Origin of the sequence: Rufibacter aurantiacus (assembly GCF_017916345.1) — a bacterium.
Taxonomy (GTDB): domain Bacteria; phylum Bacteroidota; class Bacteroidia; order Cytophagales; family Hymenobacteraceae; genus Nibribacter; species Nibribacter roseolus.
In genome coordinates, this window is sequence record NZ_JAFMSV010000002.1 from 1,272,150 (window position 1) to 1,285,716 (window position 13,567).

Consider the following 13,567-nt stretch of genomic DNA (forward strand, 5'->3'; position numbering starts at 1 on the left):
AGCTTATGCGGAAATTGAACATGGGAAAATTACGGCTGGTGTGGGTCTTTCTGTTAAGCGGATGGCTCTACTCCTGCTCCTCAGACAATGACACACTAGACCAGATAGAGCAGGAACAGGGTTTCCTCACCAAAGGGGTTTACCCGCTGGAGGATGTAGGTGACCTGGACATTCTGATCAATGAGATAGGCAACAGCCAGTACGTTCTGATTGGGGAAGCCTCCCACGGCACATCAGAATTCTACACCTGGCGGGCCGACATCACCAAGAGGCTTATTCAAGAGAAAGGGTTTAACCTTATTGCGGTGGAAGGTGACTGGCCGGCCGCCTATTCTTTGAACCAGTACATCCAAGGGCAGGCGGGCGGCACCGCACAGCAGGCGGTGCAGGCTTTCCAGCGCTGGCCTACCTGGATGTGGGCGAACCAAGAGGTAGCCACCTTCTCTGAGTGGCTCCGGCAACACAACCAATCATTGGCCCAGAACCAGAAGGTAGGTTTCTACGGCATGGACGTCTACAGCATGTGGGAATCACTGGAGGAGGTACGCGCTTATATGGAGACGGCAGACCCCGCCATTGCCCAACTGGCCCGCAACGCCCAGATCTGCCTGGAGCCTTACAACCGGGATGAGCAACTGTATGCCCAGGCTACCGCGCAGGGCACCTCATGTGCGCAGCAAATGCAGGCCCTGCTGGAGGCGGTGCAGGCCTACCGCTCCAGGCAGCCCGCCAACCATGAGGCCGCCTTTAACGCCGAGCAGAACGCCCTGGTAGCCGTGAACGCGGAACGGTACTATACCCAGATGATCAGGAGCAGTACAGGTTCCTGGAACGTGCGAGACCGCCACATGCAGGAGACCGTAAACCGTCTGGTAGCCCATAGGGGAAACGGAGCTAAGATCGTTATCTGGGCCCATAACACCCACGTAGGTGATGCCCGCTACACAGACATGGCTACCAGTGGCATGGTGAACATAGGGCAACTGATACGAGAGCAGCACGCCGCCCAAGGAGTGTATTTGGTGGGCTTCGGGTCTTACCAGGGGCAAGTGGTGGCGTCTTCTATGTGGGGTGCCGCTACCAGGGTCATGAACGTGCCGGCCGCCATGAACAACAGCTGGGAAGATATCCTGCACCGGTACAGCGCCGAGGACAAACTCCTGCTCATGCGCGAGCTGCAGGACATCCCCGAAGCGCTTCAGCGGCGCGGCCATAGGGCTATTGGCGTGGTGTATAACCCGGCATCGGAGGCAGGCAATTACGTGCCCACGGTCCTGCCCCGGCGCTATGACGCCTTCCTGTTCATAGACCAGACCACCGCCCTCAACCCGCTTTAGGCCTGCTTTTAAGAAATCAGCCCCAAACCAACACCCGACGAGGAAACGTACCTGTTTCCAATGAAAAAGGGGGAGCTGTCCGGCTCCCCCTTTAGTATTTTTGTCTTTGTTGTTTTGTCTTTAAAAGGCTTTGTCACGCCTCTTTTCAATCTTTCAAAAACAGCTAGTCAGGCTGAATTGAACATCCATACCCAAAAAGGCTAGTCAGGCCGTTTGAGCTTTTTTATCCAACGGGGGCTAGTCAGGCCGCCCATGAACGGTTCTTCTATGGCAGTTAGTCAGGCTGCTAGAGAAGTTTGACGCTTTTGGCCACGTCGTTGCCTTCATCATCTTTCTCAATCTCGAACTCCACGCGGTCGCCTACGTGCAGCTCATTGAAATCTGTGTCCACCACGTTGGTGAAGTGGAAGAACAGGTTGTTGGGCGGGAACTTGATGAAACCGTACCCGTTTTTGAGGCTCATGATCTCTCCTTCGCCGTGCCCGCTAATGTTCCCGATGGAGTCTCCATAGTCCTCGTCGTGGCCATGAGAGGCGGTACTCCGCTTCTGGTCTGGCTGTACGAACAACCGCTGTATGGTGGCATCGTTGCGGGCAATGCGCTGGTCAATAATGCCGTGCATAGCCATAGGATAGGTTACCTCAGCCAACAGATCCTGCGACGGGCGGGTTGTCATCCGCTGGCCGTTGTCTGTGGTGTACTCAAACTCCCAGGTAAGCGCCATCACGCGGGTTCCCAGGGTGTTCACCTTGCGTACCATGGGCACGTAATCCCCGTCTGAGGAGATGAGCACCAGTACATCGAACCGTTTGTAGAAAGCCTGTTCAAAGGCTTCCAGCGCCAGCCATACGTCAATGCCGCGTTCCTGCTTGTACCCCTCCGGTGTTGTCCGCACCGGTAGGTAATGGGTAGTCACGCCCTCAGACATAAGGATGTCATCAAACACACGGTCCCAGTACAGGGTGTCGCCTCGTTGGCTGGCCTCATAGGCATTGAGCCGGCCCCGGAAATAGTGGGCGTCTACGATTCTACAGAAACGTGGGTCCACGTCCTCCTCCTCGGCCACTTGTTCCCTGATAAATTCATGGAGGCCAGAAATACTAATCCTGCGTTTGCGCTGATGGCCGTAGGCATAGTAATTACTGACCTGCAAGAAGTAATTGCCGTCATAGAAGACGCCAATCCTCACTAGTTTTTCCTGCATGTGGTTTTAGTTTTTGTCTGTCTTTTTTATTTATCTATTTAATTTTTTGTGTTTGTTGTCTCAACCTATTGCCAATTCTATAAGGTGCTGGGGGAATAAACGGGCGAAAGCGGCAAAAGCCAGAGGTGTTTTTTGGGGAGGGGGAGCAGGAAATAGTTCGCTTTGGATTCTTTTTGGGAACTGAGGGGGAAAAATCTGCTATATCTTAAAAATACCTTCATTGAATTTTAGTCTGGGGGACCACTTTCTGATTCATTTTATCATCTGCTTCTACAGCAGTTACCAATTACCGGTACAGGCGCTCCTTCGTCCGGAAGCCGTACACTATTGCTTTCTCCTAAATGAAAGAGCATCTCCTTTAAGGAATTACAAAGCAAAAGTAGGGAATGATCTCTTTGCTGACAACCTAAATTCCATATAATAATAAACGCCTCCGCTGGTAGCATAGTACATACCAACAGAGACGTTTTAGGAGTATTTCTGATAAAATAATTTAAAAACAAAAAGACACTTTTGCTGTTATGCAGCAGAATATTTCTATTTACAGAACCTCTCTATTTTACCCTCAGGGCAAAGGAAATTTGTTCTCCTTTCCGGATGGCATCAAAGACAAAACAGTCGCCGGACTTGAGGTTTGGTTCTGCCGGATTGGAAGCCCCGTTTTTACCGGCTGCAGGGCCCATGCACCAGGCGTATAATTCAAGTTTTTGCAGGCTTGCCCTGTCTTTGAAAGGAAGGGCCATCACGGGTCTCAAATCCCGCACCAAATACACATTCGCGCTTTCCAAACCCTCTATGGGATTGACCATCACCCCGGCTTTCAATTCTTCCAGCGTGTAGCTTTTTGCCAGATCCCTAGATTGTCCATCCCTGAATAACAGGCATATGGGTTTTTACTCCGCCCAGCTTACGCAATCGTTTGCATAAAAATTCAGCAACAATACGGGCAGGAGAGATTTTAATAGAACTCTAGATTTCATCATAGTTTGGAATTGAATTATGGACTAAATAAATCAGGAATTCTATTGGTTTAGTTGATTTGAAGAACCTCCATATCTCTGCCAGCCGACTTGGCTTTTATAAATATATTTAAAAAAATATACTTCCTGACATCACCCAGGATTGGGTAATTTTCTTCTGTACAAGCGTCAGTAAAACTGTTAACTTAGTTTAACAACTAATTATTTAGTTGTATAATTTTAAATTCCTCTCACCTTATCATTTTTAGCTACCAGAAAGTGGTCACGCCAAAAACAAAACCGGCCGACCAATCTGAAATTGGCCAGCCGGTTTTGTCTCGTCTTCTCTTAATATCTTAAGAATTACCCTTTCAGGACACCCAGTTCTCTACCCACCTCGGTGAAGGCCTGGATGGCGCGATCTATCTGTTCCTGAGTATGTTCCGCGGATAACTGTACTCTTATGCGGGCCGCTCCTTTGGCCACCACCGGGAAGTAGAAGCCAATCACGTAGATGCCTTTCTCCAGCATGCGGGCGGCAAACTCCTGGGCCAAAGTGGCTTCGTAGAGCATTACCGGCACAATAGGATGCACACCCGGACGGATATCAAATCCGGCGGCGGTCATGTTCTCCCGGAAGTACTTGGTGTTCCACTCCAGACGGTCACGCAGCTCAGTGGTAGAGCTCAGCAGTTCCAGAACGGCCAGGGAACCACCCACAATGGACGGGGCCAGAGAGTTGGAGAACAGGTACGGGCGCGAGCGTTGGCGCAGCATGTCAATGATCTCTTTGCGGCCCGAGGTGAATCCGCCCATGGCGCCGCCCAAGGCTTTACCCAAAGTTCCAGTGATAATGTCCACACGGCTCATCACGTTGTGGTACTCATGCGTGCCACGGCCGGTCTTGCCAATGAAGCCGCTGGAGTGCGACTCATCTACCAACACCAGGGCTTTGTACTGGTCTGCCAGGTCGCAGATTTTGTCTAGCTGCGCGATGGTGCCGTCCATGGAGAAAGAACCGTCGGTGACAATGATGCGGTGCTTAGCGTTTTGCGATTCCTGCAGTTTGGCTTCCAGATCGGCCATGTTGTTGTGCTCGTAGCGGTAGCGCTGCGCTTTGCACAGCCTGATGCCGTCAATGATGGAGGCGTGGTTCAGGGCATCGGAGATGATGGCAGACTGCTCATCGAACAAAGGCTCAAACACACCGCCGTTCGCGTCAAAGGCCGCCGCGTAGAGGATGGTGTCCTCGGTGCCCAGGAACTCGGCCAGTTTCTGCTCCAGCTGCTTGTGGATGTCCTGGGTTCCGCAGATGAAACGCACGGAGCTCATGCCGTAGCCGTGGGTGTCCAGGGTGCGCTTGGCTGCCTCCAGCACCGCCGGGTGCGAAGAAAGCCCCAGGTAATTATTTGCGCAGAAGTTCAGCACCTCGCCGGTCTGCTGGGTTTTGATCTCGGCGTGCTGCGGGGTGGTGATCACGCGCTCTTTTTTATACAGGCCATTGGCTTTGATCTCGGCTAACTGCTGCTCCAGATCTGGTTTTAAGGTTTCGTACATATCGGTTAGATAAACTTGCTACTGGTTTTATGTTGTTTCTAGCCTGTTTCCTGAAAAACAGCCTCAAAATGGGTTTTCTGTTCAGTTGGTCCGCAGAAACTGCGCAATATATTGGATTATCTGCTGCTTTTGGTTGGCGGTGGCTCCGTCCCACAGGTCATTGTGGAGCGTATTTTTCAGCTGTATAACTCTGATTCCAAACTTTTCTTGCTCAACAGCCGTGGGCAACACCCCAATATCGGCGGGCTGGTCACTGGAACGCAACGTGAGGATGCGGGGTTGGCGGGTTCTGGGCAAAGGCACGCGGCGGTTATCCAGTGAGATGACTTCCCGCACCTGGTCTGGGTACTCCTGCGCAAACAGCATGGTCATGTCTCCGCCGTTGGAATGGCCCACCAACAGCAACTCACCTTTATTCAAGTCCGGCGTTCTTCTTTCCAGTTCTTGCACCACAAACCTGATGTTCTGCACCCCGCGCTGCCAATGGGGCAGCCTGGTTTCATACACCGGACCGGTGAGGGGCATGGGCGCATCTGAGGGAAGTTCATGCTGAATACTGGCCACCAGATATCCCTGGGAGACCAGGTAATTAGCGATAAAGGAATATGCCGTGTTTTTACCGCCGTACCCATGGTTGAGCACCGCCAGCTTCTGCTTTGTTTTGGCGCTCTTTTGTGAAAAACGGCCCGAATAAAGCACCACCGGCACAGCTCTGTTTCGGGAGGCATCCACCAGGTCCAGCGCTTGGGTGTGGACAGCTACTGGGGCTTCTACCGTGCCAGGATTCTCCTTCCATTTGGTTTCCGCACTGTATGGCGCGCAGCCCGTCGCCCAGAAGCCTAAAACAGAAAAAAGAAGGAGCCGTAACCGCATGCAAAGAGAGTTGTGTTAGAAAAAGTAAAGGAGTTTGCCAGATGCCCTTCTCGTTTTCTCACCAAAGATACAAAACCTGTCCACTCTCCCTATTTTTTGGAGCCACTTGAATAACGTACATTTGTTTTCCTATTCAGCACTTGCATGTCAAAACAGAAAAATGCCATTTTAGTGATAGGCGCCTGCGGCCAGCTAGGCTCTGAACTCACCCTTGAATTGAGAAAGTTATACGGCGATGCCAACGTAGTAGCCGCCGACATTCAATACCCCAAGCAAGCCGATCTGCGCGAGACCGGGCCTTTTGAGATTGTGGACGTGCTCACCCCGCAGCACCTTACGGAGCTGGCCTCGCGCTACAAGTTCAAGCAGATTTACCACCTGGCGGCCATCTTATCAGCGACGGGTGAGAAGAACCCCAAATTTGCCTGGCGCCTGAACATGGACGGATTGTTCAACGTGCTGGACTTCGCGCTGGAGCAGAAAGTGGAGAAAGTGTACTGGCCTTCGTCCATCGCGGTGTTCGGGCCCAATACGCCGCGGCAGAACACGCCGCAGGATACTATCATGGACCCTAACACGGTGTATGGCATAAGCAAGCAGGCAGGCGAGCGTTGGTGCGAGTACTACTTCAACAAATACGGTCTGGATGTGCGCAGCCTGCGTTACCCCGGCCTCATCGGTTACAAAGCCCTGCCAGGCGGCGGCACCACTGACTACGCCGTGGACATCTACCACCAGGCTTTGGCCACCAACACCTACAAGTGTTTTCTGAGCGAGCACACCCGCCTGCCCATGATGTACATGCCCGATGCCCTCAAAGCCACCCTGGACCTCATGCACGCGCCCGCCGAGCAGGTGAAAGTAAGGTCATCATACAACCTGGCAGCCATGAGCTTTACCCCTCAGGAGATTGCATCCAGCATCCAGCGCCACTACCCGGACTTCACCATCACCTACGAGCCAGACATGCGCCAGCAGATCGCAGATTCCTGGCCGCAGAGCATTGATGACCTGGCCGCCCGCCAGGATTGGGGCTGGAAACCGCAGTACGACCTGCACACCATGACCGATGACATGCTCCTGCACCTGAAACGCATCAACAACTAAGATTCGCCGCTTTGGCCTCCAGCTTACCTAAAAATCCCTGCCGACCTGAAAACCGGCAGGGATTTTTGGTTTCTGCCCTCTTTTTCAGAAAACTGGCCCTAAACGGCCCCACCCTCTCTCTTTTGCGCCGTACAACTTTCCGGCTTCCGGCTGTAGCAACCGGCCACCCATAAAGCTATGATTGTTAACCCCCATGAGAGAGGCTGGGAGATTATCTACCAGCAGGCCCACGCCCTTTTGGCCGCCGAGATAGGTTTTGCTTGGCTTCCGGAGAAGCGGCCGCTTTATTTTATGCAGACGCTGGCGGCCATCGCCCAGCACGATGACGGTCAGCAGGACCTCACGGGCCGCTACGCCCTCACGCCGGCCGGCGCGCCCGCCAACTTCACGCAACTGCCCTTCTGCCTGGAGCAGGCGCAGCAGGTCATGAAAGAAGCCCGGTTCCAGGGCCGGTGGCGCAGCCTGCTCACCAGCATGCACCTTTCATTTCTATATGAGGAACTACGGGGCCAGAAAAAAGAGTGGGACGCTTTCCTGGATGAACAGCTCCTGTGCCAGAAGAAATGGCGGCAGGGCCTCAAGGTAAAGAAAGCCCAGGCGCAATATGCCTATGATTTCATGCAGTGGTGCGACCGCCTTTCCCTTATTCTGTGCCGCAATGAGCTGCCCGAAATGGAGCGCGCCCTGGAGGTAAGCAACGGCCCGGACCAGGTGAAATACGAGGTGGCGCTGCTGAAGAACGGCACCGTACGGGTAACGCCGTGGCCTTTCAGGGAGAAGCAGGTGAACCTGTGCGTGGAGGCCCGCTGCCTTACCCAACTGCAGTTCTCCTCAGACCAGGAACTGGACAAGGCACTGTGGCAAACCCCTGTTACCAGAAAAGAATGGCTCCTGCAAAAAGAACCCTAACAGGCCTTTGGGGCGGCTAGAACAGCATTTTCTCTCAACTCAGGGCTGTTTTCCACGTTACCGATAGTTTAACGAATGCATTTTACATGATGGCCATCCATATATCTTCCGATAACGAACTGCGCTCCCTTATCTTTGAGAAAGACCGGGTCATTGTCAAATTCATAGACAAAGACTGCCTTATCTGCAAAGCCCTGGCTCCTTCTTTCAAGGAATTCTCAGAGAACCCCATGTACAGCGATATCACCTTTCTGCAGATGGACGCCTCTGAGAACCCGGTTTCCAGCAAGGAGGTGAAACTTACCGGTACACCTTTCTTTGCCATTTACCACAAAGGCACCCTGCGCAACTGTGCCCTGCTTTCCTCTAAAGAAGACGTACGCGAGTTCCTTGACCAGCTCCTGATGGCCCAATAATCACGCGGTTTATGCTTACTTTTGCCAAAACAGCCGTAAAACAACATCGGCTTATTACCAAGGCATCAACATTATAGACGGCATGCGAGGGCGCTCTTTTCATTTTTTATTTTTTGTTCTGCTGTGCGTCTGCGTACTTCCCGCTTGCCAGAAATCAGCGTCGCTTAACGTGCCGGCCCCCGAGGCCCAGGTTTCTCCCCCGCCTCTGCCAGAACCCCGTCTCTCCACCATCACCTTGCCCATCACCATCCCCGTCTCAGCTTTGGAAGGCATCCTGAACCAGGAACTCACCGGCATTATTTACCAAGACGATAACCTGCAGGACGATGACCTCATGGTCAAGGTGACCAAGGCCGGACCCATGAAACTGCGCTCTGAGTTCAGTAAGCTGTCTATGGAGGTTCCGCTCAGGATCTGGGCCAAAGGCCGATGGCAGTGGAACGCCTGCGAGCTGTGCAAAAACATCCAGAAAACCGAGGAGACCGAATTTGAGGTCACCGTGCGCACCGACAGCCGCCTGCAGCTCCTCCCCGACTACAACCTGAAAAGCTACACCAGTGGCGATTTCGCCTGGGGGGCGCGCAAACCCACGCTGTCTTTAGGACCTCTTCGGTTGAACCTGGCTCCTTTCATAGAACCCAAGCTCAAGGCCCAGCTCGCCCCTATGCTCCAGCTGCTGGACCAGGAACTACAGAAGCGCGTGCCTCTGCCTACTTACCTGGCTCAGGCCTGGCGTCAACTGCAGGATCCGCTGCTTTTGAACGCCCAGTACAACACCTGGCTCTCCGTGGAACCCAAGGCCGTGCGCCTCACCCCATTGGAGCTTCAGCAAAACAAACTAAGCCTGCAGGTGGGCATAGATGCTTTCCTAAAGGTTTTATCGGGCCAGAAACCAAGCCAGACGTTGGTGGCACTGCCTAACTATACTCCCACCCGTACACTGCCCCAGGTGGCCCAACTCAACATAGCCAGCGATGTTTCTTTTGCTTACCTCAACCAGATACTGGAAAAGGAAGTGAAAAACCAGAACTTCAGCTTTGAAGAGGGCAAACACCAGCTCACCATCCATGACGTGGCCATCAGCGGGAAAGGCACTCAACTGCTGCTGGCTTTGGACGTGAGCGGCCAGACCAAGGCATCTTTCCTCACTAAGAAGTTCCAGGGCAAGGTATGGCTGCAGGCTACGCCGTTCTATGACGCCGCTACCCAAAGCATAAAGGTGCAGAACCTGGAATACACCCTGCAGACCAGGGACAAACTGGTGAACACCGCCCAATGGCTCCTGCAGAACAAGTTCAAAGCCCAACTTGAAAACCAGATGGTGTTCCCGGTCAAATCCCAACTGGCCAACCTCCGGCAGGCCCTGCAAGCCGGCCTGAAGGAAAATCAACTGCAGGAAAGATTCCTGCTCCGCGGCGCCGATTTCACCCTGGAGCCAGACACCCTGTACGTGACCCCTACCGGCGTGCAGACGCACTTCCTGGCCTCGGGGCAGCTCACGCTTTCTTTTCAATGAGTGATTGAGAGATTGAGTGAATGTCTGAAGGGGGATGGAATAAGCACGTTTTCCTGAAAACAGGCCCAAAACTAATTATCAGTAAACAAGTGCCTGGATTACTCCCGGTAAGACCATCAACCATCTTCCCATTTACACTCACTCACTCACTCAACCAATACATCATTCATTCCCAAAATCGCTCAATCCTTCAAAAAATCAACAATTGAGCGCTTGTTGCCGTAGTTTCAGATATTTCATCCCTGATTCTGAACTGAATGGCTAAATATACCGCAAAAAGCATCCTTGATCTTGTTAAGAACTCCGCCTCTGAGTTCATGAAGAACAACTCGCTGCGGCTGGCGGCGGCACTCTCCTACAACACTATCTTCTCCCTTCCGCCCCTTCTGTTTATCGTGGTGCGGTCGGCAGGCTACTTCTTTGGGGAAGAGGCGGTGAGCGGTCAGCTGTACAACCAGATCAAAGGGATTGTAGGGTCAGAGGCCGCCACAGAGATCCAGAACATGATCTCCAAACTGCACATGGAGGGCAGCAGTCCGCTGGGCACCTGGATAGGCATAGGCACGCTGATCTTTGCCGGTACCACCATTTTCGTGACGCTGCAGGAGTCATTGAACCAGGTCTGGAACCTACAGACCAAAGCCAAGAACGGTATCCTGAAACTGGTCATAGACCGCATCCTGTCTTTGGGCATGATCCTGAGCGTTGCTTTTCTGCTGCTGGTGAGTTTGGTGGTGAGCGCCATGATTGGCATTCTCACCGACTACATGCAGAAACTGCTACCTGGCATAGCCGTGGTTTTCATCTACATTCTGGATGTGGTGGTGTCACTGGGGCTTATCTCGCTGCTTTTCGCCCTCATTTACAAATACCTGCCAGATGCCCACATCCGCTGGCGCGATGTCTGGGTGGGCGCTATTATCACCGCAGTCCTGTTCCTGGTGGGTAAATACCTCATTGGCTGGTACCTGGGCCGAAGCGACTTCAACAGCTCTTATGGCGCGGCGGGCTCCCTAGTGGTACTGCTCTCCTGGGTATACTACTCCTCGCTCATTATCTTCTTCGGGGCCGAGATCACCCAGGAATACGCCGACAACTTCGGGCAACCTGTTACCCCCAACCATAACTCCGTCAGGATTGAAGTGCGAGAGATCCCCTTTGATGAAACACCCGAGGCGCAGAACTCCGGCCGGCCACCTTCACAGGGGCGTTTCAGAACCTAGTTGTTTAGGGGCTGCTTAAGAAAAATCGGCTCTTAAACGGTGTCATACCAGTACAAAGTGGGTATCTCAATACGCTGGTCATCCTCCGCCCGGGATGACATGGGCCGACTTTGAAAAAATACCAAAAAACCCGCAACGCTTAGGGGTATCCAAGAGTATAGTGGTCATGAAAGCAGGATTATTTTTTTGCGCTTCTGTGTAGCTTTGCAAATCGTTTTTTGTATATTAGAATACAATTCTGACTAAGTTTCTTATCATTTCTGACCTGGGTATGTGGCGGCTGATTTTGCTTTTGTGTTTAATCCCACTAGGGGTGCAAGCTGGCTGCCAAGGCAACCAGGAACCAGATACGCCGCGGGTGGCAAGGGCAGCAGCTAGGCCCAGGACCACAGCTCCCAAAAGCACCTATGCCCCCAATTTCAACAACACCGCCCGTATGGAGGCGTTCTATCAACGCATAGAACTGCTGGAACAGGAGCATCCGGAGGTCATCAAGGCCACCGCATTTATCTCCAACCCTTTCCTGCCCGTTGAGGAGCCCGTGCTGCAGCAGTACGCTGCCCAGGTGCGCACCAAGTTTGAGGTCCTGAAAGACACCATCCATAACCAGCATAACACCCGCTACATAGACACGCTCTTCCAGCTCAACTTTGATTCCAGCACCGTGGAGCTGTACTACCCTATGTACACCAAGCGTTTCATGCTTTCTTACGCCGATATCAAGAGCCCTAACCTATCCCTGAAGAACGGCATCAAGGTAGGCTGTACCCGCCAGGAACTGCTGCAGAAACTCATGGGCTACAAACTCTTCATCAAAGAAACCAAGAACGTGGTGGAAGTCTGCGACTGGGAACGCAACTCCTGGCTCAGGTTCCATCTCTCCAAAGGCAAAGTGAGCAGCATTCAGTACGAAGGCTACATTGATTGATTAGGAATGGGGAATTAAGAATTAAGAATTAAGAATTCGGATTCCCGTTTTTCCAAGTTGGTGTGTTTTCCTTTTAGAGCATCAAAAGTCTTAATTCATCCTTCTTTCAAGGAGAATATAATCTTTTCTTTGCGCCTGTTTTCTGAAAAACAGCAGTTAAACAGCTGTCTAGGCCAACTTATGTTGCAGGATATCTATGTGCACTTTCTGTCTTTCTGTTTTAAGGTTGTTTTACCAAAAGCGGCCTTAAAACCCTCTAATTCTTAATTTCCGGTGCATTCCTGCTTGCTAATCCGTAATTTGCTTCATGAACCTGGAAGTAAGACAAACCAAAGACGGCTCTACCACCCTATTTGTGCCGGAACTGAACGAACATTACCACTCGGTGCACGGGGCACTGCAGGAGTCTTTGCACGTGTTCATCAAAATGGGCTTAGAGGCCACCCTGGAACGCCAGTCTGCCGTGCGCCTGCTGGAAGTTGGGTTCGGGACAGGTCTCAACGCCCTGCTCACGTTGCAACACTCCCTGGCTACCAAGGCTACGGTGGAGTATGACACCCTGGAGAAATACCCGCTTCCCCCCGAGGTGGTGGCCCAACTGCAGTTCGATAAATTCATCCTCAACCCCGAGCTACTGGACTTCTTCACGCCCCTGCATAACGCCCCTTGGGGGCAGCCAGTGGCCATTACCCCGCAGTTCACCCTCCGCAAACTGGAAACCGATCTGGAAGCCTTCTCCCCCTCTCCGGAAAGCTACGACCTCATCTATTTCGATGCCTTCGCCCCGGAGAAGCAGCCCCACCTCTGGACCGACGCCATCTTCCAGAAAATGCACGACTGCCTCAAGCCCGGCAGCACCCTGGTCACCTACTGCGCCAAAGGCAGCTTCAAACGCAGCCTCAAAGCCGCCGGCTTCACCGTAGAAGCCCTCCCCGGCCCACCCGGCAAAAGAGAAATGACCCGTGGCGTGAAAGCCAACTAAGTTTTGGGCTGGTTTTCTGAAAACGGGGTTTAAACGACAATTCTTGTTAACCCAAGCAGGTAGCTGAGCCGCAGTTCTGGTTGTTGGTGATAACACCAACAACGGATGAGGAATGTCAACCCACCCCAACTTCTCTGAGGAGGGGAATCTAGCAATGCGTGAGAAGGTTGTTGAGCCGCAGTTCTGGTTGTTGGTGATAACACCAACAACGGTGGGTGAGGTTGCGAGAGAACTGTAAGAAATGTAGGGGCACCTCTTGTGGGTGCCCTTACCAGTTTTTCCGGTAGTGGCCGGCTATTGCGATAGAACCTTTGGAGACAAGGCATGCCTTGTCTCTACATGATCAGGTAATCCGAGCAGACACCATCTGTCTCCTGCGGCGGGCCGGGGCGAAGGCCTACAGTGAGGCCGAGGCACGGGCTGCCGCACGGATGAACTGTTCAAGCAGTAATGGCCTGCTTGGCTATGCAACAGAGGACGCTGGCGGGGTGGTACCTTGATTGAAGCCTCACTGTCCGAGCGTCAGCGAGTTTGAGGCTTCTTGATTCTTTTGGTT

12 protein-coding genes are annotated in these 13,567 nt (G+C 52.7%); 8 read left to right on the forward strand and 4 right to left on the reverse strand.

Annotated elements, in window-relative coordinates; genetic code table 11:
- Positions 1-20 precede the first annotated feature (20 nt).
- Positions 21-1,337, forward strand: a complete 1,317-nt coding sequence (locus tag J3P34_RS10325; RefSeq protein WP_210488385.1) for an erythromycin esterase family protein — start codon at positions 21-23, stop codon at positions 1,335-1,337.
- A gap of 286 nt (positions 1,338-1,623) precedes the next feature.
- On the opposite strand, the gene J3P34_RS10330 is transcribed toward J3P34_RS10325, so the two are convergent.
- From J3P34_RS10330 to J3P34_RS10345, 4 genes are all read right to left on the reverse strand, one after another.
- Positions 1,624-2,541, reverse strand: a complete 918-nt coding sequence (locus J3P34_RS10330) for an NYN domain-containing protein (RefSeq protein WP_210463175.1) — start codon at positions 2,539-2,541, stop codon at positions 1,624-1,626.
- Positions 2,542-3,095: 554 nt separating this feature from the next.
- On the reverse strand, positions 3,096-3,350 hold the full coding sequence (locus J3P34_RS10335) for a hypothetical protein (protein ID WP_210488387.1): 255 nt from the start codon (positions 3,348-3,350) through the stop codon (positions 3,096-3,098).
- A 513-nt stretch (positions 3,351-3,863) separates the two neighbouring features.
- Complete coding sequence (kbl, locus tag J3P34_RS10340; protein WP_210488389.1) at positions 3,864-5,057, reverse strand: glycine C-acetyltransferase; 1,194 nt, start codon at positions 5,055-5,057, stop codon at positions 3,864-3,866.
- 81 nt (positions 5,058-5,138) lie between these two features.
- Positions 5,139-5,930, reverse strand: a complete 792-nt coding sequence (locus tag J3P34_RS10345) for a serine aminopeptidase domain-containing protein (RefSeq protein WP_210488392.1) — start codon at positions 5,928-5,930, stop codon at positions 5,139-5,141.
- Positions 5,931-6,074: 144 nt separating this feature from the next.
- On the opposite strand from J3P34_RS10345, the gene J3P34_RS10350 reads away from it, so the two are divergent.
- The 7 genes from J3P34_RS10350 to mnmC2 all read left to right on the forward strand — a co-directional run bounded on the left by J3P34_RS10350 (position 6,075) and on the right by mnmC2 (position 13,011).
- Positions 6,075-7,037 (forward strand): NAD-dependent epimerase/dehydratase family protein, encoded by a 963-nt coding sequence (locus tag J3P34_RS10350; RefSeq protein ID WP_210463172.1) that lies wholly within the window; start codon positions 6,075-6,077, stop codon positions 7,035-7,037.
- Positions 7,038-7,214: 177 nt separating this feature from the next.
- On the forward strand, positions 7,215-7,946 hold the full coding sequence (locus tag J3P34_RS10355; protein WP_210488394.1) for a DUF3891 family protein: 732 nt from the start codon (positions 7,215-7,217) through the stop codon (positions 7,944-7,946).
- 86 nt (positions 7,947-8,032) lie between these two features.
- On the forward strand, positions 8,033-8,362 hold the full coding sequence (locus tag J3P34_RS10360) for a thioredoxin family protein (RefSeq protein ID WP_246849949.1): 330 nt from the start codon (positions 8,033-8,035) through the stop codon (positions 8,360-8,362).
- 82 nt (positions 8,363-8,444) lie between these two features.
- Positions 8,445-9,878 carry a DUF4403 family protein gene (locus J3P34_RS10365; RefSeq protein ID WP_210488396.1) on the forward strand — a complete coding sequence of 478 codons (1,434 nt, stop codon included), beginning with the start codon at positions 8,445-8,447 and terminating at the stop codon, positions 9,876-9,878.
- Between the two features lie 257 nt (positions 9,879-10,135).
- A complete protein-coding gene (locus J3P34_RS10370; RefSeq protein WP_210463169.1) occupies positions 10,136-11,101 on the forward strand; it encodes a YihY/virulence factor BrkB family protein in 966 nt (321 codons plus the stop codon).
- A gap of 313 nt (positions 11,102-11,414) precedes the next feature.
- Entirely contained in the window at positions 11,415-12,029 is a 615-nt protein-coding gene (locus J3P34_RS10375; RefSeq protein ID WP_210488397.1) for a hypothetical protein, read from the forward strand.
- 307 nt (positions 12,030-12,336) lie between these two features.
- The gene (mnmC2, locus tag J3P34_RS10380; protein ID WP_210488399.1) at positions 12,337-13,011 is read left to right on the forward strand and encodes a tRNA (5-methylaminomethyl-2-thiouridine)(34)-methyltransferase MnmC2; all 675 of its coding nucleotides are present in this window, start codon (positions 12,337-12,339) and stop codon (positions 13,009-13,011) included.
- The last annotated feature ends 556 nt before the right edge of the window (positions 13,012-13,567 follow it).